We start from the raw sequence: 19,870 nt of genomic DNA, 5'->3' as shown, positions 1-19,870 counted from the left end.
GAATCGAGCAGCGCAGAGGCATTTCAGGGAGACGATATTTATGGCCGAACATCATACCGGACCGGTCGAGACCGGCGCGCCGATGGATTATAAAGAACATGAACAGACCTACGACATGTTCATCGCCAGCGCGAAATACGGCTCGATGCTGCTCATCGTCCTCCTGCTTGCGATGACCGCTGGTTTCTTCGGCGGCGCCGGCCTTCTCGGTGGCCTCTTCGTCTTCATCATTCTTCTCGCAGCCGGCATCTTCCTGTTCCGCTGATCGCGTAGATTCAGAGGGTCAGAGCGGTCCTTTGTGCGTCCGAAAGGACGCACGGCACTCTGAGGGAAGGAGAGCTTCTCCGAAGCTTTTTGAATGAGGTGCTTGGCCTGCGCAGGGAAACCTGCGGCGGTCTGGCTGACCCGGAGGAGGGGGCAGTTGGGCAATATCGTTTTCGTTGCAAGGGAAGTCACGGGCGAGGAGACACGCGTCGCCGCCTCCGCCGAGACCGTGAAGAAGATGAAGAGTTTCGGCTTCGACGTCGTCGTTGAAGCCGGTGCCGGTGCGGCTTCGCGGATTCCGGATGGGGATTTCGAGGCCGCCGGTGCCAGGATCGGCAGTTTTGCGGATGCAGCCTTGGCCGATGTCGTGCTGAAGGTGCGTCGGCCCAGCGGATCGGAAATCTCCGGCTATAAAAGCGGTGCCGTGATCATTGCCATCATGGACCCCTACGGCAATGACGAAGCGATCGCGGCACTGGCAAGTGCCGGGCTTTCGGCTTTCGCGATGGAGTTGATGCCGCGCATTACCCGCGCCCAGTCCATGGACGTGCTGTCGTCCCAGGCCAATCTTGCCGGTTACCAGGCCGTCATCGAGGCGGCGGCGGTTTATGACCGCGCCATGCCGATGATGATGACGGCGGCTGGCACCGTCCCGGCCGCCAAAGTCTTCGTCATGGGCGCCGGCGTCGCCGGTCTTCAGGCGATCGCGACCGCGCGCCGTCTCGGCGCCGCGGTCTCGGCCACCGACGTTCGCCCCGCTGCCAAGGAGCAGGTCGCCTCGCTCGGCGCCAAGTTCATCGCCGTCGAGGACGAAGAGTTCAAGGCGGCGGAAACGGCCGGCGGCTATGCCAAGGAAATGTCTGCCGACTATCAGGCGAAACAGGCGGCTCTGGTTGCCGAACACATCGCCAAGCAGGATATCGTCATCACCACCGCGCTGATCCCCGGTCGTGCGGCGCCGCGGCTCGTTTCGCGCGCCATGCTTGCCTCGATGAAGTCGGGTGCGGTCGCCGTCGACCTCGCGGTCGAGCGCGGCGGCAATATCGAGGGCGTCGTCCCCGGCGAGGTCGCCGATGTCGAAGGCGTCAGCGTGATCGGTTTCGCCAACATGCCGGGCCGGGTTGCGGCCAGCGCCTCGGCGCTCTACGCCAAGAACCTCGTGACCTTCCTCGAGACCATGGTCAACAAGGAAACGCGGAGCGTCGTCGTCAATCTTGACGACGAACTCGTCAAGGCGACGATGCTGACCTATGCCGGGGACGTGGTTCATCCCGCCTTCGGCGGCGCGAAGAAGGGAGACATCTGATGGCCAGTGAAGCAATGGACAGGGCGCTGGAGCAGCTCGACCATGCGGTGACCGCCGTGATCACGGCGGCTGCCCAGGCACCGGAAGCGGCAAGTGCTGCGACTGGCGGGGCGATCGATCCCTTCGTCTTCCAGCTCGCCATCTTCGTCTTGTCGATCTTCGTCGGTTATTACGTCGTATGGTCGGTGACGCCGGCGCTGCATACGCCGCTGATGGCCGTCACCAATGCGATCTCCTCCGTCATCGTCGTCGGCGCGCTTCTGGCGGTCGGCATCTCGACCAGCGGCCTTGCGACCGGTTTCGGTTTCGTCGCCCTGGTGCTCGTCTCGGTGAACATCTTCGGCGGTTTCCTCGTCACGCAGCGGATGCTTTCGATGTACCGCAAGAAGGATCGGTGAGGGACTGATGACCAATATCGCAGCCTTCCTCTACCTCGTCTCCGGCGTGCTCTTCATCCTGGCGCTGCGCGGCCTGTCGCATCCGGCTACCAGCCGCAAGGGCAATCTCTACGGCATGATCGGCATGGGCATCGCGATCCTGACGACGCTGGTGCTGGCGACGCCTGACTTCGGCGGCTTCGTGCTGATCATCCTTGGGCTTGCCATCGGTGGCAGTGTCGGCGCCTATGTCGCCCGCACCATACCCATGACCTCGATGCCGCAGCTCGTCGCGGGTTTCCATTCGCTGGTCGGCCTTGCCGCGGTGCTGGTCGCGGCCTCCGCGCTCTACACGCCGGCTTCCTTCGGCATCGGTGAGATCGGTCACATCCACACCGAGGCGCGCGTCGAGATGGCGCTCGGCGTGGCGATCGGCGCGCTGACTTTCACCGGTTCGATCATTGCCTTTCTGAAGCTCGACGGGCGCATGTCCGGTAAGCCGATTCTGTTGCCCTACCGGCATGTGATCAATGCGAGCCTGCTGCTGCTGATCGTGCTCTTCATCATCGGGCTGGCCGCCACCGAGAGCCATTTCGACTTCTGGGCCGTCGTCGCGCTGTCGCTGGCGCTCGGCGTTCTGCTGATCGTGCCGATCGGCGGGGCCGATATGCCGGTCGTCGTGTCGATGCTGAACTCTTATTCAGGCTGGGCGGCGGCCGGCATCGGCTTCACGCTCGGCAATCTGGCGCTGATCATCACGGGCGCGCTCGTCGGCTCGTCCGGCGCGATCCTCTCCTACATCATGTGCAAGGGTATGAACCGTTCCTTCGTCTCCGTCATCCTCGGCGGTTTCGGCGGTGAGACGGCGTCCGGCGGACCAGACACGTCAGACAGGACGGTCAAGCTCGGCTCGGCCGAGGATGCGGCCTATCTGATGGCCAATGCATCGAAGGTTATCATCGTGCCGGGATATGGCATGGCGGTCGCCCAGGCCCAGCATGCGCTGCGCGAGCTCGCGGACAATCTCAAGAAGAACGGCGTCGAGGTAAAATATGCGATCCACCCGGTCGCAGGACGTATGCCTGGGCACATGAACGTGTTGCTCGCCGAAGCGAATGTTCCCTATGACGAGGTTTTCGAGCTCGAGGACATCAATTCGGAATTCGCCCAGGCCGACGTTGCCTATGTCATCGGTGCCAATGACGTGACCAATCCGGCGGCGCGCGACGACAAGACCTCGCCGATCTACGGCATGCCGATTCTCGACGTCGACCGGGCAAAGACCTGCCTCTTCGTCAAGCGCTCGCTCGGCTCGGGTTATGCCGGCATCGACAATACGCTGTTCTATAAGGACGGCACGATGATGCTGCTCGGTGATGCGAAGAAGATGACCGAGGATATCAACAAGGCGCTCGCGCACTGATCGCTGCAGCCGCCCTTCGGGCGGCTGTTTGATTCACGTAAGCAGGCAACTGCTGTCTACCTTGGCTGACGTGGCTGCTGTCGTCAGGTCTCGCCCGGCACGAGCGTCATCTTCTCGACGCCGATCGCCAGGTTCAAACCTTCCTGCGCCTGGACGTTCAACGGCTGCAGCATGAAGGCCTTGTCGGTGCCGCCGGCGATGACCTTGGCGCCGGCGCCCGCACCGATGCTCGCATCGGCGCCGATCCCGTAATATTCGCCGGCAAGGGCGAATTGCGGGATATCCGTGCCGGTCTTTGCCAGCACCTGCCAGATCATGACGCTCTTGCCGGTCTGGCCGATATCAAGGCCGAATTTCTCGATTTTGCCGGCATAGACTGCCTTGGCGCCGCCGGCCGCCGACGTATAAGTGCAGATGAGGCTCTTCTGCGAGGTGACGATCAGACCTTGGCCGCCATCCGATCCGCAGACCAGCCGGCCAAGCGTGACATAGTTTTCCGCGCCCGCCGGGCTCGCCCAGGCAACGGCCGTCAGTGCCGCGGCTGCGATCATCGTTTGCTTGAACATGGTCTTTCTCCTTTGGAACGACCTGTCCGAAACGGGTGGAGATAGCGATTGTTCCGGGCGCAGTTTCAAAGTGATAGAGCGTCCTTAGCGCGTCTTAAGAGACGCGCCGCGCTCTATTCCCGCTCCAGCGTGGCGCGCTGCGCCGTCAGTACCCATAACAGGCCTTCGGGCCGGAAATCGATCTCAACCGTGCCGCGGAAGGCGGAGGCGGCATGAGCCTTGATAACGGTCGTGCCGAAGCCCGAGCGCGATGGCTGGGTGACAGGCGGGCCGCCGCGTTCCTCCCAGGTGAAGCGGAGCAGGGCATCCGGTTTGTCTTCCTCGCTGACGTCGCGCCACTCGAAGCGGACACGGCCTTGCGGTACGGAGAGCGCCCCGTATTTCACCGAATTGGTGGCGAGTTCATGCAAGGCGAGGCCGAGATTCTGCACTGCATCCGGCTTCAGCACGAAGTTTTTGCCGCTGATGTCGATCTGTTCGCGCGATTGCGGGAATGCGTGCAAATGGATGTCGACGACCCGCCGCAGCGATACGCCTCCCCATTGTTCGCTGGTCAGGAGCTCGATCGAGCGCACCAACCCCTCAAGGCGGTCGGCGACGGCGGCGCGGAAGGTCTCGACGCTGTCCGACTGCTTGGCCAGCTGGCGCATCATTGCCTGAGCAAGCGTCAGAAGATTCTTGGTGCGGTGGACGAGCTCGTGCATGACGAAACGCAGCCGGTCTTCGGTCTGGCTGCGGTCGAAAGAGGCATTCGAAAGGGCAATCGCCACCTGGTTCGCCTCGATGACGCTGGTCTCGACCGGTGAGACGATATGACCTTCGCCCATGCGGTTTGCCATGTCGGCGATATCGCGGATGGTGGTGCGCACCTGTCTTGCGACGGCATAGGCGCCCAGCACGGCGACCAGCACCAGTGCCACGCCGCCGATGATGAGGAAACGCCAGGTGCTGAGGATCGAAGCCTGGGCAATCGGTCCCCAGATCACTGTCTTCCACGACCAACCGGGAATCTGGGCATAACCGAGGAGCATGTGCGGCAGGATCGTCTCGTCCTCGAAGACGCCGCGGGACACGGTGAGCGCCGGCAGAATGCGCGGATCGAAGGGCGTACCGGGTTCAAGATTAGCGGGGCCGCTGGCTGCGACGACGTGGCCGCTCTCGTCGATGACGGCGGCCGACCAGCCAGAGGCAAGACCTTCGGTGGTCACGAGCTTGCCCAGATCCTTCGCGTTTTGCGTGATGATAAGGGCTGCGACCGGATCATTCTTCCGTGGCAGGGTGACGTTATAGACCCATTCGCCGCTGGTCCGGCCGCGAAAGACGTCGGAGGCCTCGATGCGACCGGAAGCCATGACCGCTTCGAGGGCAGGGATGTTCGCCGTCTTGCCAAGCGGCGTGCCGAATGCCCGACGCGTGTTCAGTAGTTGCTGGCCGCTGCTGTCGACGGCGATGACGAAAAGCGTATTGTCTCTGAGGGCCGTTTCCGTGCGCTCATGGAAGGAAGCGAGATTGCCGTTTTCAAGCTCCGGCGAACTCGAAAGCAGCCGCAGTGTCGTCGCCATGTCCTGAAGCTGGCGGTCGATGATCCGTGAAAGGGCAAGCGCATCCTGGGCCGTCTCGCGCTTCAGCGTCGAACGCTGATTGTCCTCCAGCTGCAGCAGAAGCAGCGCCACGAAGGCGAAGATCGGCAGTGCGATCGCCACGGCCATGGCGACGAGGTAGGTGCCGATCGAAGCCTTGGGAAAGAACAGCGTGACGATTTTCATCTGCTACGCCACATCGGATAATTCCTTAAATCGGAATCGATTTAAGGATAAAGTCATGCAGCAACTCAAAGGGCTATAGCGTTCTTTGCGCGTCTGAAAGGACGCGCGGCGCTGCAATGCGCGTGGCCCGCAACGGTTTTCGCCTGCGGCCAGGAAAGCAAAGATCCGCATCTTTCGCAAACCGCCCTCAACACGTGTTCGAACATCCGATAGCGGACTATCGAAGCAGGTCCATGTTAGGGGGAGCAAGAGCAGGTTGCAACACACTATGACAGGCCATCGACGATGATGGACGCTTTTTCGGCTTCTCTTTGCAAGGCGGTGCGGTCGGCTTTGCGGCAGCGTCGCTTCCTCCGCCCAGGTTAGCACGCTATCACCTCGATAATATCGGGCGGCCGGAAGATTCGCTTGAATCATCAATGCTTTGGCCGACATCTCCGATGGGCGGCGCGACCGGCAAGAGGCCGTTGCGGGCCGCCCGATGATGTCCTTAGCCGGCTGGGGCGACGCCGACGCGAGCAAGGCCGTCACGGGCCGGCTGGTACTTCGGATCGAGGCCGATCGCGTGACGATAGGAGCGGGCAGCCTTCGCCTTGTCGCCGCGGCGTTCGTAGACGAGCGCCTGGTTGGCCCAGGATTCGGCGATGTTGCCGTTAAGCTCGATCGCATGGTTGAAATCGGCAAAGGCGTTGTCGTCGTCGTTCAGCGCGATATAGGAAATGCCGCGGCCATTATAGGGCTCGGCCGAATTCGGGGCGAGCGAGATCGCTTTCGAGAAATCGTCGATCGCCTTGTCCTGCTGATTGCGCTTCTGATAGATCAGGCCACGATTGTGATAGGCGCGGCCATCGGTAGTGCCGAGTTGGATCGCCTTGTCGAAATCGTTGAAAGCCTGATCATCCTGGCCGGCCATGCGATAGACATTGCCGCGGCCGATATAGGCGACGTCGTAGCTCGGATTGATCTGCAGGGCGGCATTGTAATCGGAAATCGCCTGGGCCTGCTGGCCCATGTTGCGATAAACGAGAGCGCGGTTGGCGTAAGCCTGGAAAAACCGCGGATTGATCTGTAATGCCGTGTTGAAATCGTTCAGCGCCGGGCGGAACTGGCCGGCGCGGCCATAGGCGGAACCACGGACGTTGTAACCTTCGGGATCCCTCGGATTGGCGTTGATGACCGCCGTCAGCGACGCGATGTTCTCTTCCGAGCCCTGCGCCTTGTCGATGCGGATCACGGCATCCGTGGTATTGGTCGTCTCACAGCCGGCGAGGCCGAACATTGCCGCCAGCGCCAGAGCGGGCAGGAATGCCGTTTTCTGCAAACGCAGAGCGCGGGACGGATTAAAGGTATTGACAGCCATTCGGGCTCGCTTTCCCCATACGGCATATCCGGTGCGCGGATATGCGATCTCTCAGCGGCAAACTAAAAAAGGCGGCGGCGAACCGATCGCCCCCGCCACAATGCATCTGAAAACGTCGAAATAACGACGGAAACGCTCAGCGTGCTGCGACCACACCTTCGCGTTGGGCGCGCTTGCGGGCCAGCTTGCGAACGCGACGAACAGCCTCGGCCTTTTCGCGAGCACGCTTCTGCGACGGCTTCTCGTAATAGTCGCGCATCTTCATTTCGCGGAAAATGCCTTCGCGCTGCATCTTTTTCTTGAGAGCGCGGAGAGCCTGATCAACATTGTTATCGCGGACAAGTACCTGCACGAGAATCACGTTCCTTTGGTTGGTTGATGCCGGAGGCGGCGCAGCGGCCTGAGGCAAAATAATTACGTTCGCGCGGCAGGAGCCTTGCGATTGGTGACGCGAAATAGCAGATTGGGTAGGGGAAGTCCAGATGGGGATGGGAGGCGGGCGGAAAAATCATGCTTCGCCTAATCCAGTCATGATCCGGCCGGTTCGGGCGCAGCTTCGTCCAGCGCGGCGATTGCCTCCTTGAGAGCCGTCCTGACCCTTGGGCGATCGGCGTGCTCCGGCGTCGACGATTTCGTTCACTAGCGCATAGGTTTCGTAGCTCAGGATGCTGAAAAGACAGCGCCCGGGATGCATCTGCGAATGGCGTTTGGACCGAAAGCGGCGTAGCCTGTCTGCCAGCAGGTGCGGGCCGTTCTGTCGGCCGTCGGAGGGACAGCCGGTGAGATCATGACGCGCGTGCAGCAAATCGGTGTCGTTATCGGCCTGGCGATCGTGGCTATGCTGACGCTCCTCCGGGCAGGCGATCCTGGGATTTTCAAGCTGATCCGCGGCGTGACGTTCGACGAGTATCAGCGACTGGTTCCCAGGACCTTCGAGCCGATGCCGGTCCGCGTGATCGACATCGACGAGACGTCGTTGCGCGAATTCGGCCAGTGGCCGTGGCCGCGGGACCGGATGGCTCTGCTGGTAGACCGGCTTTCGGAGATGGGTGCCTCGGCCATCGCCTTCGATGTTCTCTTCGCCGAGCCGGACCGGCTGTCGCCGCGCAATGTTGTGCGCGACGTTGCCGGTGTGGATCCGTCCTTGGCCGAGAAGCTGCCCGACAATGACGAGATATTCGCCCGTTCAATTGCCGGAAAACCCGTCGTGCTCGGCTTCGGTCTTTCCAACGAGGGCAACTATCGGCCGCCGGTCAAGGCGGGCTTCGCCTTCACCGGCGAAAGCCCCGTCTCGGCTCCGCCCTATCTCGGCGCCTCGACGCCGCTCAGACCGCAATTGGAGGCCAATGCGGCGGGGCTCGGCCATATCAGCCTCAATCCCGGCAACCCCTCGCCGGTGGTGCGGGCGGTGCCACTGTTCCTGACAGACGGCGAGCAGCTCTATCCTAATCTCGCAATCGAGGCCCTGCGCGTCGCACAGGGGGCATCGACCTATGTGCTATCGGGAGCGCCCGATCGCGTCGGCATCATGACATCGGCAAAGATCGGCGATTTCGTCGTGCCGCTGACGGCAGCAGGCGAACTCTGGCTCTATGTCAGCCCCGACCGAGCGGAACGTTATATATCCGCCCGTCAGGTGCTCGCGGCCGAAGGGGCCTCTCCCGAGGTCGCGGCCGCCATCGACGGCAGCATCGTCTTCGTCGGCACATCGGCAGCCGGCCTGCAGGACATCCGCGTCACTGCGCTTGGCGAGAACGTTCCCGGCGTTTCGCTGCATGCGCAGGCCGTCGAGCAGATCCTCTCCGGCCATTTCCTGTCGCGGCCCGACTGGGCCGACGGGCTGGAAATCCTGACGATCGCGGTGGTCGGATGCCTGCTCGTCGTGGTGACGACCTTCGTCAGCCCCGCCGTCGCTCTAATCTGTGGCCTGCTGATCACGGCCATGGCGCTGGTGGCGTCCTGGCTGTCGTTTCTTTATGCAGGACTTCTCTTCGATCCGCTGGCTCCGATCGTCAGCGGATCGATCATTCATTTTGCCGCGACCTCGTTCCGGATCCTGGTGATCGACAGGGAGCGGCGCGCGGTGCGGCGCGCCTTCGGGCATTATCTTTCTCCATCGCTGCTCCACCGCATCGAGCATACCCCCGATGCTTTGCGCCTCGGCGGCGACGATCGCGAACTGACGGTGATGTTTGTCGACGTCAGGAGCTTTACGGAGATCAGCGAGCGGCTGGCGCCGACAGATGTCGTCGCGTTCCTGAACACGTTGCTCGATGCGCTGAGCCGCCATGTGGTGGCCCATGAAGGCACGCTCGACAAGTTCATCGGCGATTCGATCATGGCGTTCTGGAATGCGCCTGTCGATGTGGCCGATCATGAAACCAAGGCCGTTCGCGCAGCACTTGCCATGCGCGAAACGCTGGCCGAATTGAACGCCGGCGACGCCTTCGGCTTCGGGCCAGGACAAGAGGTCGGGATCGGCATCGGCATCCATACCGGCCTTGCCTGCGTCGGCAATATGGGCGCCAAGACGCGCTTCAACTATTCGGCGGTTGGTGATGCCGTCAACGTCGCGGCGCGGCTGGAATCATGCTGCAAAGAGGTCGGCTTCGATATTCTGATATCCGACAGCACGGCAAGGTCGGTGCGGGGAATGGCGCTGATCGAGGCCGGTGCCATCCCGCTCAAGGGCAAGAGCAGCCGAACGCAGATCCTCGCCGTCGTCGGCGCCGAGCGCGTTGCAGCATCTGCCGAGTTTGCAGCGCTTGTTGTCGTTCACCAGCAACTGATGCAGGCCCTGCTTTCGCATTCAAAGAACACCCGCAAGCTTATCGGCACGGCAAAGCTCCGGGCGGCGCAGGTGATCGGCGGTTTGGCGGAATTCTATCAGCGGATCTCCGGCAGGACCGATCATTTTCGCGAGGTGGCTGATCGCTTCGAGAAGAGCGCGGCCGACTGAAGGCGTCAGCGGTTCCGATTGAAACTCCGGCCCTTGTCGTGGTTGCGATCCCTGCCGTGATCTCGATCACGATCCTTATCGTGATCACGATCTCCGCCATGGTCGCGGTCGTGTCCTCGATGATCCCGGTCATTCCCGTGATTCTGGCTGTGATTTCCCGGCCTGTCGTTTCCATCATGCTTGTCGGGCCTATCCGGCCTGTCGTGATGTGGCCTATCATGGTGCGGTTTGTCGTGATGCGGCTTATCGGGCTTGTGTGGCCGTTCCTTTTGCGGCTCGGCCTGTTTCGGCGGCGGATCTTGTTTCTGTGGATCGGGCGAAGCCGGAGGCGGGGGCCGGTTCCTGTCCCTTCTTTCCGGCGCGGCTGACGCCATATTGCAGCCGCCGAGCATGCCGATGCCGCCTGCAAGCCGCTGATTGCCGGAGAGGAAGGGCAGGGCGTGCTGATTTCCGAGTGTCGCGAGGATGCTGGGATCGACCCGGCGTGCCGCCGACATATCGCCGTTCGGCTTGGCCACCACACAATCGCAGCGCTGCTGCAATTGCCGGCAGCCGCCCGGGCCGCAGAAACGGGCAGCGCCATTCAACAGCACGACGGCGGTCGTGCCATCCGGGCCGACGTAGAAATCGAAAGCGGTGCCGCGCACGCCGATCGTGCCGGCCGGCGTCAGGATCTGGTAGGCCGAGGAGTTGGAATTGCCGCTGACCCAGCGGAATGTGCCCTTTGCTGCCCTGATCGTCAGTTTCTTGACCGATTGGGAATCATCGAAGACATATTTGTCGATCACGACCGACGAACCCCAGCCCACCGCGAGCTTCGTGCCGTCACGAAACACGAATTGGCCAAGCCCCGACGGTGATGTCTTGATGCGCTCGTTGCGATGGACGCTGGTGTCGACCTCGATCGGCCCGCTCTGTCCCGTCACCTGCGTCTTGATGACGACGGCCTGGCCAACCGGCTCGGCGGCGAGCGCCGGCCATGCGCCGCTTAACGCGATGCAAAGCATCGCGATTGATACTGAGCGCCAACCCCACATGATACACGTACCCCGGGAACGTGCGATTGTTAACATTTTAGCAATTGCTTGTCTTCTCACCCTCTTGGGTTAGGGGCGGTCCGGCGGCTCAGCGGAAATGCAGACGCTTGCGTCATCCGCCTGGAACGGCATTCTCGTCAGCGTGTCGAAAGCAAAGCTCTCGCGCGTCGCAAAAGAACCGTTGTGCCGCATTTGGATTTGCGATTTGTATGAGCGCGGAGAACAAGCCCTTTCCCGAAGGAGAAGAAGGCGGATGCGGAAATATTCGGTTTTTGCCGTGGCACGGGAGGCCCTTCGCGGCCACAAGGGCTGGGAGAAGCAGTGGACTTCGCCTGAGCCGCGCGCCGAATACGACGTCGTCATCATTGGCGGCGGCGGCCACGGGCTGGGCGCTGCCTACTATCTCGCCAAGGAGCACGGCATCACCAATGTGGCGGTGATCGAGAAGGGCTGGCTCGGCGGCGGCAATACCGGGCGCAACACCACCATCATCCGCTCGAACTATCTCTACGAAGAGAGCATGCACATTTACGAGCATTCGATGAAGCTCTGGGAAGGGCTTTCCCAGGAGCTCAACTACAATGTGATGTATTCGCCGCGCGGCGTGATGATGCTTTCGCACAATATTCACGACCAGCAGTCCTTCAAGCGGCATATCCATGCCAACCGGCTCTACGGCATCGACAATGAATGGCTGACGCCGGAGCAGGCGAGGGCCTATTGTCCGCCGCTCGATATCTCGGCCAGCGCGCGCTACCCGATCAACGGCGCAGCACTGCAGCGGCGCGGCGGCACGGCCAGGCACGACGCGGTCGCCTGGGGTTATGCGCGGGCGGCCTCAGACCGCGGGGTGCACATCATCCAGAATTGTGAAGTGACCGGCATCCGGCGCGGTCCGGACGGACAGGTGACCGGGGTCGAGACCTCGCGTGGCTTCATCGGCGCCAGAAAGATCGCCGTCTCGGCGGCCGGCCATACGACAACAATCATGCAGATGGCTGGTGTGCGCGTGCCGCTGCAATCGAGCCCTCTGCAGGCGCTGGTCTCCGAGCCGCTGAAGCCGATCTTTCCCTGCGTCGTCATGTCGAACACGGTGCATGCCTATATCTCCCAGTCCGACAAGGGAGAGCTGGTCATCGGCGCCGGCACCGACCAGTATAATTCCTATTCCCAGACCGGCGGGCTGCAGATCATCACGCACACGCTCGACGCTATCTGCGAGCTCTTCCCGATGTTCCGGCGCGTCAAGATGATGCGGCAATGGGGCGGCATCGTCGACAATACGCCGGATCGTTCGGCGATCCAGTCGAAGACGCCGGTTCCCGGGCTTTACGTCAATTGCGGCTGGGGCACCGGCGGCTTCAAGGCGACGCCGGGCTCGGCCAATCTCTTCGCGCATCTGATTGCCCGCGACGAGCCGCACAAATTCAATGCCGGGCTGACGCTGGATCGTTTCCGCAGTGGCCGGCTGATCGACGAGGCGGCGGCGGCGGCGGTGGCACACTGATGTGGACGGCGGCTCTCCTGACGATCGGGATCAGTGGCGCGGCAATGCCGGCCGGTGACGTCTTTCCCGGCGTCGGAGATTTCCGCCTGCAGAAGATCCACAGGGTTGCCGGCGAAAGCGAATGGCCCTTCGTTGCCGAGAGCGGCACGCTGCTTTGCGCGATGATCCTGCGCCAACCAGCCGTTTATTTCGTGCCTGAGGTCGGCGGAACGCCGGGACGTGCCTTCGTGATCGACAACGATATCGCCAAGATGGCTTTTGCGAATATCGGCATGACCGATGTGCTGGAGCCCTATGACAATTTCGAACAGCTTCTCAAGCGCCTCATTCCCTATGTGACGATGGGAAAGCGTCTCTGCAATCAACCTCCGGGAACCAATGTTTCCGGGTCGGAACTCTAAGACGGGTAACACATGCTGCTGATCTATTGCCCCTACTGTCAGGAAGAGCGCTCCGAGCTCGAATTCCGTGGCGCAGGTGACGCGCATATCGCGCGGCCCGCCGATATCGCCTCGATTTCGGACGAGGAATTCGAGTCTTATTTCTTTATCCGCGACAATCCGAAGGGGCTGATCTTCGAGCGCTGGCGGCATATTCACGGCTGCGGGCGCTTCTTCAACGCGGCGCGCGATACGGTGAGCGACAAGTTCATCATGACCTACAAGGCGGGGGAGCCAAAGCCTGAGATCGGTGCGGCGGCCAAGCAGCATGGGCCTGTCGAGACATATGAAGCCGTGGAAGGAGAGGCGCAATGAGCGGCGTGAACCGTATCGCAGGCAAGGGGCGCCTGACACCGGCCAGGACCGCGCGCTTCAGCTTCGACGGCAAGAGTTATACGGCGCTCGAAGGTGATACCGTCGCCTCGGCGCTGATCGCCAACGGCGTGCATCTCATCGGCCGTTCGTTCAAATATCACCGGGCCCGCGGTATTCTGTCGGCAGGGGCCGAAGAGCCGAACGCGCTGATCGACGTTTCCCGCGATACGGCGCGCAAGCAGCCGAACGTGCGCGCCACCGTGCAGGAAGTCTTCGACGGCATGATCGTCAGCTCGCAAAACCGCTGGCCCTCGCTTGCCTTCGACGTCGGTGCGGTCAACAACCTGATGTCGCCGTTCTTTGCCGCTGGTTTCTACTACAAGACCTTCATGTGGCCGCGCGCCGCCTGGAAACACGTCTACGAACCGCTCATCCGTCGTGCCGCCGGCCTCGGCGTCGCACCGACGGAGGAGGATCCGGACCATTATGCCAGCCGCTATGCCCATTGCGACGTGCTGGTGGTCGGCGCCGGTGTTGCCGGGCTTTCGGCGGCGCTGGCTGCGGCCGAGACCGGCGCCCGCGTGATCCTTTGCGACGAGCAGGCGGAAGCGGGCGGGGCATTGCGCTACGATGCCGGCGTGAGGATCGACGGACAGGACGGCAATAGCTGGGCACAGAAGGCCGTGGCGCGACTGAAGGCGATGGATAATGTCGAAGTGCTCACCCGCACGACCGCCTTCGGCTACTACAACCACAATTTCGTCGGTCTTGCCGAGCGCGTCACCGATCATATTGCCAAGCCTTCCCGCGATCTGCCGCGCGAGCGGCTTTGGCAGGTCCGGGCCAAGCGGGTGATCCTTGCCACCGGCGCGATCGAGCGGCACATGGTGTTTCCGAACAACGACCGGCCGGGCATCATGCTCGCCTCGGCGGGGCGGATGTATCTCAATCATTACGGCGTTGCGGTCGGGGCCAAAGTCGGCATCTACACGGCGCACGACTCGGCCTATGAGGCGGCTTTCGACCTGAAACGATCCGGTGTTTCGATCGCCGCCATCGTCGATTGCAGGCAGACGCCGGGAGCGGCGGTGCTGGAGGAGGCGCGTACGCTCGGCATCGATGTTCTGGCCGGCCAATCGGTCGTCAACACCTCGGGACGGCTGCGCATCTCGTCGATGACGGTGGCGCGCAACGGCGGCGGTTCGCCGCGCAAGATCGCGGTCGATGCGCTGCTGGTTTCGGCCGGCTGGACGCCGTCCGTCCATCTGTTCTCGCAGTCGCGCGGCAAAGTGGCCTTCGATGCCGAAAGCCAGCGTTTCCTGCCCGGCTCCTATGCGCAGGACTGCCTCTCGGTCGGCGCGTGCAACGGCACCGACGACCTGCAGCGGACGATCGAGGAGTCGCTTGCCGCCGGCGAACTGATGGCGCAGGCCACCGGCAGAAGCAGTGGCGAGAAGATCGCAATTTCGGCCGAACAGGCCTATGACTGGACGGGCGGCATGATTGGTGCTGCCGAAGGCGCCGGGCCGAAGACCAACGCCAAGGCCTTTATCGATTTCCAGCATGACGTCTGCGCCAAGGATATCCGCCTTGCCGTGCGCGAGGGCATGCATTCGATCGAGCATATCAAGCGCTTCACGACCAACGGCATGGCCTCGGACCAGGGCAAGCTCTCCAACATGCATGGCCTGGCGATTGCCGCTGAAATGCTCGGCAAGGAAATCCCGCAGGTCGGCCTCACCACCTTCCGTGCGCCCTATACGCCGGTTACCTACGGTACGCTGATCGGTCATTCGCGCGGAGAGCTGTTCGATCCGACGCGCAAGACGCCGCTGCATGCCTGGGAAGAAGCCCATGGCGCGGTCTTCGAGGATGTCGGCAACTGGAAGCGTGCCTGGTTCTATCCGCAGGCCGGCGAGACCATGCATCAGGCGGTGGCTCGCGAATGCCGGACGGCACGCGAGGCGGCCGGTATCTTCGACGCCTCGACGCTCGGCAAGATCGAGGTGGTGGGGCCGGATGCGGCGGAATTTCTCAACCTCATCTACACCAATGCCTGGGACACGCTGAAGCCCGGCAAGGCCCGCTACGGTATCATGACCCGCGAGGACGGTTTCGTTTATGACGACGGCGTTGTCGGACGCCTGGCGGACGACCGTTTCCATGTGACGACGACCACCGGCGGCGCGCCGCGTGTTCTCCATCACATGGAAGATTACCTGCAGACGGAATTCCCGCATCTGAAGGTATGGCTGACTTCGGTGACCGAACAATGGGCTGTCATCGCCGTGCAGGGACCGAAGGCGCGCGAGATCGTCGCGCCGCTGGTCGAAGGGCTCGATCTTTCGAACGAGGCCTTCCCGCATATGAGCGTTGCCGAGTGCACGGTTTGCGGCGTGCCGGCGCGGCTCTTCCGCGTCTCTTTCACCGGTGAAACCGGCTTCGAAATCAATGTGCCGGCCGATTACGGCCAGTCGGTTCTCGAAGCGGTCTGGGCCAATGCTGAGCCGCTCGGCGCCTGCGTCTACGGCACGGAGACGATGCACGTTCTTCGCGCCGAGAAGGGTTACATCATCGTCGGGCAGGATACCGATGGGACGGTGACCCCCGATGACGCCGGACTTTCCTGGGCGGTTTCGAAGAAAAAGACGGATTTCGTCGGCATCCGCGGGTTGAAGCGGCCGGATCTCGTCAAGGACGGGCGCAAACAGCTCGTCGGCCTCGTCACCAAGGACCCGAAGCTGGTGCTCGAAGAAGGCGCGCAGATCGTCGCGAGCCCGAACGAGCCGAAGCCGATGACCATGCTCGGCCACGTCACATCAGCCTATTGGTCGGACAATTGCGGCAGGTCGATTGCCTTCGCGCTCGTCGCCGGCGGCCGGGCGCGGATGGGCGAAACGCTCTATGTGCCGATGCCGGACCGGACGATCGCCGTAGACGTGACGGATCTGGTATTCTTTGACAAGGAAGGGGGGCGCATCCATGGCTGATGTCGCAATTCGCAAACCGGCGCTGGCCGGACGTCTCGGCGGCTCCGCAGCGGTGCGGTTGACGACCGCACCCACGGCCAGCCGGGTGGCGCTACGCGCGCCGGCGGAATCGCTCTCGGCACTTTCTTCTGCTCTCGGCCTGACGCTGCCGGATGCTCCGAAGACATCCGGCCGGGCCGGCGCCCGATCGGCGCTCTGGATTGGCCCGGACGAGTGGCTGGTGATCGATGAGGCCGGCGCCGGTCTGATGGCTGCACTTTCCGCCGCCGGTACGCTGCATTCGGCGACCGACGTTTCCCACCGCAATGTCGCGATCATCGTTTCGGGACCGGGTGCCGAGGCGACGCTTTCGGGCGGCTGCCCACAGGATCTGTCGCTTTCTTCCTTTCCGGTCGGCGCCGCATCGCGCACGGTCTTCGGCAAGGCGGAAATCGTGCTTTTCCGTACGGAAGAAGACACGTTCCGGGTGGAGTGCTGGCGGTCGTTTTCGGATTATGTCTTCGGGCTGCTGAACGAGGCGGCTGAAGACGCTGGGCACTGAGTCTCAGCAAATCGCGGGCGTGCGCTCATTCAAGGGGTAAGCGAATGCTGCACCATGTCTCCCTCGGTGTTTCCGATATCGAGCGGTCGGCGGCATTTTACGATGCCGCCCTTGCCGCGCTCGGCTATATCAGGGTCTGGGACGATATCAGGCCAGGGCAAACAGGGGAGGCAATCGGCTACGGCCTTCCCGGCGGCGGGGACAAGCTGGCGATCAAGCATCGCCCGGACGGCCAGCGTGCGCCCGGCCCGGGTTTTCATCTGGCGTTTGCCGCGCCGAACCGCCAGGCAGTCGATCAGTTTTATGCGGCGGCAATCGCGCATGGCGGCAGCGACAATGGCCGTCCCGGCCTGCGGTCTCATTACGGTGAGCACTATTATGCGGCGTTCGTCATGGATCCCGACGGACATGCTCTCGAAGCCGTGTTCAATTCGGCCGAATAACAAAGCGATTTTGCTCAGATGTCCGCGGGACGGTCCTTCGGGTCGAATTGGATGATGGTGATCCATTTTGCCGTCAGTGCCGGCTTCTTCTCGTTTTCGATCTCGATCGTAACGTCATAGGTGGTCATCAGCATGCCGGCGCCGCGGAAGCGGGCTTCGGAAAGCAGGAAGCGACCGCGAACGCGGGCGCCGCTTTTCACCGGCGTCATGAAGCGGACGCGATCGAAGCCGTAATTGATGCCAAGAGTCTGCTCGCGCACTTTCGGCAGGCAGTTGTAGTTCATCGTCGACAGCAGAGACAGGGTCAGGAAGCCATGGGCGATGGTGCCGCCGAAGGGGCTTTCGGCCGCCGCGCGTGCGGGATCAACGTGGATGAACTGATGGTCGTCAGTCGCCGACGCGAAGGCGTCGATCATCGTCTGGTCGACGGTGACCCAATCCGAAAGGCCCGTTTCCATGCCGATCAATCCCCGCACGTCGGAGAGTGAAATTTCCGTGACCATGAATTCCTCGTGAAATAAGCCGCCGCGGCAAAGCCTTATCGTGCATTTGTGACGATTGCGACAAGGATTTGCGTGCGGGACGGGAGGCGGTCAATTTTCTACGAAAAAGGCAATCGAGCGTGGCTCGACGGTTGCACGGCCACCGGTTTTCTTCGCTCCATCCGGGGTCAACTGGCGCCAGCCCGGTTCGCTCTGAGAAGGCAGCGTGAAAAATTGGCGGCTCCCCGAGCGATTGAAAAGCACACCAAGCCTGGTCTGCCTGCCGCGAGAGGAGCGGTCACCGGTCGATAACAGCATGCCGAGGGTGGAGAGCGACGGCGTCTCCCATTCGGCAACGCTCATCGGTTCGCCGGAAAGCGAAATCCATTCGACATCGCCATTTCCCGCCAGGAAGCCCGTTTCGGAGAAAACGGTGAAACGGCGACGTAACCCTGCAACGAAGGCGGTATGGGCGATGAGACCCTCGTCCAACGCCTTCCAGTCCAGCCAGGTGATCTCGTTGTCCTGGCAATAGGCGTTGTTGTTGCCGTGCTGGCTGCGGCCGCCCTCGTCGCCCGCCGTCAGCATGATGCTGCCGCGGGTGGCAAAAAGCGTTGAGATCAGCGCCATCACATCGTCCCGGCGACGCTTGCGGATCGTCGGATAGACGGTTTCCCCCTCGACGCCGTTGTTCCAGGAATGATTCTCGTTATGGCCGTCGCGATTGTGTTCGCCGTTGGCGTCGTTGTGCTTTGCGGCATAGGAGACGAGATCGATCAGCGTGAAGCCGTCATGGGCGGCGAGAAAATTGACGCTGCGCGTCTCGTTGCCGTCGTTGCGGGAGAAGATGTCGGAGGAGCCGGCAAGTGCGGTTGCCAGCGCGCCGGTCTTCCAATCGTCGCCGCGCCAGTAGCAGCGCAGATCATCGCGAACCCGGTCGTTCCATTCAAGGAAGGGCGGCGGGAAATTGCCGAGCTGGTAACCGCCCGGGCCGATATCCCAGGGTTCGGCGATCATGATCCGGTCGGCAAGCACATCGTCGGAGAGGATCGAGGCCAGTGTTCCGTCGCGTTCGAAGCCCGTCGCGGTGCGGCCGAGTACCGGGGCGAGATCGAAGCGAAAACCGTCGACGCCGGCGTTGAGCACGAAATGGCGTAGGCTGTCGATGACGAGGCGGCGAACCTCAGGATGATCGCAGGCGAGCGTGTTGCCGGTGCCTGTGTCGTTGACGAGTTCGCCCGGGCAATTCTGGGCGTGGCGATAATAATGCAGGTTGTCGAGGCCGCGCAGCGACAGCGTCGCGCCGTAACGGTCGCTCTCGCCGGTATGGTTGAAGACGAGGTCGAGGATGACGGCGATGCCTTCGGCATGGAGGGCCGCGACCGTCTGGCGCAACTCGGTCATGCCGCCAGGCACGAGCCGCGGGTCGAGCGCCATGAAGGCGACGGGATTGTAGCCCCAGCCGTTGGTGAGGCCGAGCGGCGGAAGGTGGCGTTCGTCGATCCAGGCGGTGATCGGCATCAGTTCGACGGCATCGACACCGATCCGCTTCAGATGTGCGACGACGGAGGGATGGGCAAGCGCTGCGACCGTGCCGCGCTCAGCCTCCGGCACGTCGGGATGGAGAATGGTGAAGGGCCGTACCGCCACCTCATAGATAAAGCCGCCCGGTTTGAAGAGCGGCTTGCTGATCGCGGCTCGGGTATCGGTGGTGACAATCGCCTTCGGCATCAGATCCTGGCTGTCCTCGCCATAGATGCCGAGGCGGGGATCGTAGCGGAACGGCCTATCGATCTCCTTGGCGTAGGGATCGATCAGCAGTTTGGAGGGATCGAACCAGAGGCCGTTATCGGGCGCATAAATACCGTCGGCGCGATAGCCGTAGCGCGCGCCCGCCTTCAATCCGTCGACAAACAGTCGATGGATGTGGTTGCTGTCGCGCGCCATCGGCAGGCGCGCGAATTCCCTGTTGCCGTCATCCTCGAAGAGGCAGAGTTCGATCTGTGCGGCATGATGCGACCATACGGCAAATTCGACGCCGGTCTCGAAGACGATCGCGCCGGCTTGCGCCGAACTGTTCCCCCGCATGTTCCC

Annotated in this window: 18 protein-coding genes; 11 read left to right on the top strand and 7 right to left on the bottom strand. The window is 62.5% G+C overall.

What is annotated here, in order from left to right; all coding sequences use genetic code 11:
- The first annotated feature begins 40 nt into the window (after positions 1-40).
- The 4 genes from AC2444_RS18545 to AC2444_RS18530 all read left to right on the top strand — a co-directional run bounded on the left by AC2444_RS18545 (position 41) and on the right by AC2444_RS18530 (position 3,370).
- On the top strand, positions 41-265 hold the full coding sequence (locus AC2444_RS18545; RefSeq protein ID WP_012759000.1) for an aa3-type cytochrome c oxidase subunit IV: 225 nt from the start codon (positions 41-43) through the stop codon (positions 263-265).
- 156 nt (positions 266-421) lie between these two features.
- Positions 422-1,570: a Re/Si-specific NAD(P)(+) transhydrogenase subunit alpha gene (locus AC2444_RS18540; protein WP_012758999.1), complete on the top strand. Its 1,149-nt coding sequence runs from the start codon at positions 422-424 to the stop codon at positions 1,568-1,570.
- Positions 1,570-1,968 carry a proton-translocating transhydrogenase family protein gene (locus AC2444_RS18535; RefSeq protein WP_003552830.1) on the top strand — a complete coding sequence of 133 codons (399 nt, stop codon included), beginning with the start codon at positions 1,570-1,572 and terminating at the stop codon, positions 1,966-1,968. The genes AC2444_RS18540 and AC2444_RS18535 overlap by 1 nt, the downstream gene beginning before the upstream one ends.
- Before the next feature lie 7 nt (positions 1,969-1,975).
- On the top strand, positions 1,976-3,370 hold the full coding sequence (locus AC2444_RS18530) for an NAD(P)(+) transhydrogenase (Re/Si-specific) subunit beta (protein WP_012758998.1): 1,395 nt from the start codon (positions 1,976-1,978) through the stop codon (positions 3,368-3,370).
- Between the two features lie 83 nt (positions 3,371-3,453).
- Here the strand turns inward: AC2444_RS18530 and AC2444_RS18525 are convergent, their stop codons facing one another.
- From AC2444_RS18525 to rpsU, 4 genes are all read right to left on the bottom strand, one after another.
- The gene (locus tag AC2444_RS18525; RefSeq protein WP_012758997.1) at positions 3,454-3,936 is read right to left on the bottom strand and encodes a DUF992 domain-containing protein; all 483 of its coding nucleotides are present in this window, start codon (positions 3,934-3,936) and stop codon (positions 3,454-3,456) included.
- A gap of 113 nt (positions 3,937-4,049) precedes the next feature.
- A complete protein-coding gene (locus AC2444_RS18520; RefSeq protein ID WP_012758996.1) occupies positions 4,050-5,702 on the bottom strand; it encodes a sensor histidine kinase in 1,653 nt (550 codons plus the stop codon).
- Between the two features lie 490 nt (positions 5,703-6,192).
- A complete protein-coding gene (locus tag AC2444_RS18515; protein WP_012758995.1) occupies positions 6,193-7,062 on the bottom strand; it encodes a tetratricopeptide repeat protein in 870 nt (289 codons plus the stop codon).
- Positions 7,063-7,198: 136 nt separating this feature from the next.
- On the bottom strand, positions 7,199-7,414 hold the full coding sequence (gene rpsU / locus AC2444_RS18510; protein WP_012758994.1) for a 30S ribosomal protein S21: 216 nt from the start codon (positions 7,412-7,414) through the stop codon (positions 7,199-7,201).
- 435 nt (positions 7,415-7,849) lie between these two features.
- Here rpsU and AC2444_RS18505 point away from each other — a divergent pair, with 435 nt between their 5' ends.
- Entirely contained in the window at positions 7,850-10,021 is a 2,172-nt protein-coding gene (locus tag AC2444_RS18505; RefSeq protein ID WP_026157478.1) for a CHASE2 domain-containing protein, read from the top strand.
- A gap of 5 nt (positions 10,022-10,026) precedes the next feature.
- On the opposite strand, the gene AC2444_RS18500 is transcribed toward AC2444_RS18505, so the two are convergent.
- Positions 10,027-11,058: a FecR family protein gene (locus tag AC2444_RS18500; RefSeq protein WP_026157477.1), complete on the bottom strand. Its 1,032-nt coding sequence runs from the start codon at positions 11,056-11,058 to the stop codon at positions 10,027-10,029.
- Between the two features lie 253 nt (positions 11,059-11,311).
- On the opposite strand from AC2444_RS18500, the gene AC2444_RS18495 reads away from it, so the two are divergent.
- Genes AC2444_RS18495 through AC2444_RS18470 form a run of 6 tightly spaced genes read left to right on the top strand, consistent with a single transcriptional unit; the run spans position 11,312 to position 17,294 of the window.
- The gene (locus AC2444_RS18495) at positions 11,312-12,565 is read left to right on the top strand and encodes a sarcosine oxidase subunit beta family protein (protein WP_012758991.1); all 1,254 of its coding nucleotides are present in this window, start codon (positions 11,312-11,314) and stop codon (positions 12,563-12,565) included.
- The gene (locus tag AC2444_RS18490; RefSeq protein WP_012758990.1) at positions 12,565-12,966 is read left to right on the top strand and encodes a hypothetical protein; all 402 of its coding nucleotides are present in this window, start codon (positions 12,565-12,567) and stop codon (positions 12,964-12,966) included. The genes AC2444_RS18495 and AC2444_RS18490 overlap by 1 nt, the downstream gene beginning before the upstream one ends.
- 12 nt (positions 12,967-12,978) lie before the next feature.
- Positions 12,979-13,320: a sarcosine oxidase subunit delta gene (locus AC2444_RS18485; protein WP_012758989.1), complete on the top strand. Its 342-nt coding sequence runs from the start codon at positions 12,979-12,981 to the stop codon at positions 13,318-13,320.
- Positions 13,317-16,310, top strand: a complete 2,994-nt coding sequence (locus AC2444_RS18480; protein WP_012758988.1) for a sarcosine oxidase subunit alpha — start codon at positions 13,317-13,319, stop codon at positions 16,308-16,310. Before AC2444_RS18485 ends, AC2444_RS18480 begins: the two co-directional genes overlap by 4 nt.
- The gene (locus AC2444_RS18475) at positions 16,303-16,851 is read left to right on the top strand and encodes a sarcosine oxidase subunit gamma (protein ID WP_012758987.1); all 549 of its coding nucleotides are present in this window, start codon (positions 16,303-16,305) and stop codon (positions 16,849-16,851) included. The genes AC2444_RS18480 and AC2444_RS18475 overlap by 8 nt, the downstream gene beginning before the upstream one ends.
- A 44-nt stretch (positions 16,852-16,895) precedes the next feature.
- Complete coding sequence (locus tag AC2444_RS18470) at positions 16,896-17,294, top strand: VOC family protein (RefSeq protein ID WP_012758986.1); 399 nt, start codon at positions 16,896-16,898, stop codon at positions 17,292-17,294.
- Between the two features lie 14 nt (positions 17,295-17,308).
- Here the strand turns inward: AC2444_RS18470 and AC2444_RS18465 are convergent, their stop codons facing one another.
- The gene (locus tag AC2444_RS18465) at positions 17,309-17,797 is read right to left on the bottom strand and encodes a MaoC family dehydratase (RefSeq protein WP_012758985.1); all 489 of its coding nucleotides are present in this window, start codon (positions 17,795-17,797) and stop codon (positions 17,309-17,311) included.
- A 90-nt stretch (positions 17,798-17,887) separates the two neighbouring features.
- A complete protein-coding gene (glgX, locus tag AC2444_RS18460; RefSeq protein ID WP_012758984.1) occupies positions 17,888-19,864 on the bottom strand; it encodes a glycogen debranching protein GlgX in 1,977 nt (658 codons plus the stop codon).
- Between the last annotated feature and the right edge of the window lie 6 nt (positions 19,865-19,870).

It is taken from the genome of Rhizobium sp. WSM1328 (assembly GCF_057653715.1).
The sequence above is the reverse complement of the archived record's forward strand: the minus strand, read 5'-3'. Positions and strand labels throughout refer to the sequence as shown.